Below are 2,155 nucleotides of genomic sequence, written 5' to 3' on the forward strand. Positions count from 1 at the left end.
CGTCGTCCCTCGGAGGGACGACGGGACACGCCGACGCACCGGCTCACCAGCCGTACTCAGCCCCGGTACGCCTCCAGCAGGCGCAGCCACACCTCGCTGATCGTCGGATAGGCGGGGACCGCGTGCCAGAGCCGGTCGATGGGGACCTCGCCCGCAACGGCGACCGTCGCCGAGTGCAGCAGCTCGCCAATGCCGGGGCCGACGAAGGTGACGCCGAGTACGATCTCGCGGTCGAGGTCGACGATCATGCGGGCGCGGCCCCGGTAGCCGTCCGCGTACAGTCCGGAGCCGGCAACGGCGGCGAGGTCGTGGTCGACGGCGCGGACCCGGTGCCCGGCGCGCTCGGCCGCGGCGAGGGTGAGCCCGACGGATGCGGCCTCCGGGTCGGTGAAGACGACCTGGGGGACGGCCGCGTGGTCGGCGGTGGCGGCGTGTGCGCCCCAGCGGCCGGTCGCCGGCGGCGCGCCCTGCGCGCGTGCGGCGATCGCGGCACCCGCGATGCGGGCCTGGTACTTGCCCTGGTGGGTGAGGAGCGCCCGGTGATTGACGTCGCCGACTGCGTACAACCAGTTGCTGCCCTCGACGCGGCAGCTGTCGTCGACCTCGAGCCAGGATCCGGGCTTCAGATCCACCGTCTCCAGGCCCAGGTCGTCGGTGCGCGGGGCACGGCCCGTGGCGAAGAGGATCTCGTCGGTCTCGATGCGCTCGCCGTTGTCCAGCTCCACGGTGACCGGTCCGTCGGGGCCGGCACGCCGCACGGAGGTGGCCGAGACGCCCGTACGGACGTCGGCTCCGGCCTCGGTGAGGGCCTCGGCGACCAGCTCGCCCGCGAACGGCTCCATCTTCGGCAGCAGCCCCTTGCCGCGGATCAGCATCGTGACCTGCGCACCGAGAGCCTGCCAGACGGTGGCCATCTCCACGCCGACGACTCCCCCGCCGACGATCACCAGTCGGCCCGGCACCTCTTTGGCGCTCGTCGCCTCGCGGCTGGTCCAGGGGCGGGCGTCGGCGACTCCGGGAAGGGCGGGAACGACGGCGCGGCTGCCGGTGCAGACGGCGACGGCGTGCCGGGCGGTCAGCCGGTGTTCGGAGCCGTCAGGGCCTGTGACGGAGACCTCCTTCGTGCCGGTCAGACGTCCCTGGCCCCGGTAGACGTCCGCGCCGATCCCCTCCAGCCAGGCGACCTGTCCGTCGTCCTTCCAGTACGAGGCGTACTCGTCACGGTGGGCGAGGACCGCCGCCGTGTCCAGGGGTCCCTGGACCGCCGCGCTGAGTCCGGGGACCTTGCGCGCGTCGGCGCGGGCCACGACCGGGCGCAGCAGCGCCTTGCTGGGCATGCACGCCCAGTACGAACACTCGCCGCCGACGAGCTCCCTCTCGACGACCGCCGTGGACAGTCCAGCGGCCCGGGTCCGATCCGCCACGTTCTCACCCACCGGTCCCGCACCGATCACCACGACGTCGTACACGGCGTTCTCCACAGCATCTGTCATGGGGACAGTCTGACCGTGGGTGTGAGCCGTGGCCACATGGGCAGGCGGAATAGCGCGGAACCGGGCACGGTTGTGCCGGACACGTCCGAACGGGCACAGGAAGAGGTAACGAGAGCATGAGCACCGTAGAGCTCACCAAGGAAAACTTCGATCAGGTCGTCAGCGAGAACGAGTTCGTCCTGATCGACTTCTGGGCTTCCTGGTGTGGCCCGTGTCGGCAGTTCGCGCCGGTGTACGACGCGGCGTCCGAGCGCCATGCCGACCTGGTCTTCGCCAAGGTCGACACAGAGGCGCAGCAGGAGCTGGCGGCGGCGTTCGAGATCCGGTCCATTCCGACCCTGATGATCGTCCGGGACAATGTGGCGGTGTTCTCCCAGCCGGGGGCCCTGCCGGAGACGGCTCTCGAGGATGTCATCGGGCAGGCCCGCAAGCTGGACATGGACGAGGTCCGCAGGTCCATCGAGGACCAGCAGAAGGAACCGAAGTAGGCGGCGCGCGGGCGATGATGAAGGGGCCCGGATATCCCTGGGGGTGTCCGCCCCCGATCCGCCGGACTGAACGGCGTTGGCCCTAGGGCGTGTTTCGAAAGTCCCGCCTGCCTGGCGGCGTCTGGCACGCACGCTCGCTGCGTTGTCGGGCTCGCCCCGATACGCCCAGTATCG

At 71.1% G+C, this 2,155-nt stretch carries 2 protein-coding genes; one reads left to right on the plus strand and one right to left on the minus strand.

What is annotated here, in order from left to right:
• Positions 1-56: 56 nt before the first annotated feature.
• On the minus strand, positions 57-1,493 hold the full coding sequence (locus AB0915_RS39055; protein ID WP_366696141.1) for an NAD(P)/FAD-dependent oxidoreductase: 1,437 nt from the start codon (positions 1,491-1,493) through the stop codon (positions 57-59).
• A gap of 116 nt (positions 1,494-1,609) precedes the next feature.
• Between AB0915_RS39055 and trxA the strand changes: the two genes are divergently transcribed.
• Positions 1,610-1,981 carry a thioredoxin gene (trxA, locus tag AB0915_RS39060; protein ID WP_366696143.1) on the plus strand — a complete coding sequence of 124 codons (372 nt, stop codon included), beginning with the start codon at positions 1,610-1,612 and terminating at the stop codon, positions 1,979-1,981.
• Positions 1,982-2,155: the final 174 nt, after the last annotated feature.

The sequence above is a fragment of the Streptomyces sp. NPDC048411 genome (assembly GCF_040704695.1).
GTDB lineage: Bacteria > Actinomycetota > Actinomycetes > Streptomycetales > Streptomycetaceae > Streptomyces.

Excerpts from the sequence above, each read along its gene's own strand:
- trxA (WP_366696143.1), top strand. The coding sequence starts at position 1,610 with ATGAGCACCGTAGAGCTCACCAAGGAAAACTTCGATCAGGTCGTCAGC.
- AB0915_RS39055 (WP_366696141.1), bottom strand. The coding sequence starts at position 1,493 with ATGACAGATGCTGTGGAGAACGCCGTGTACGACGTCGTGGTGATCGGT.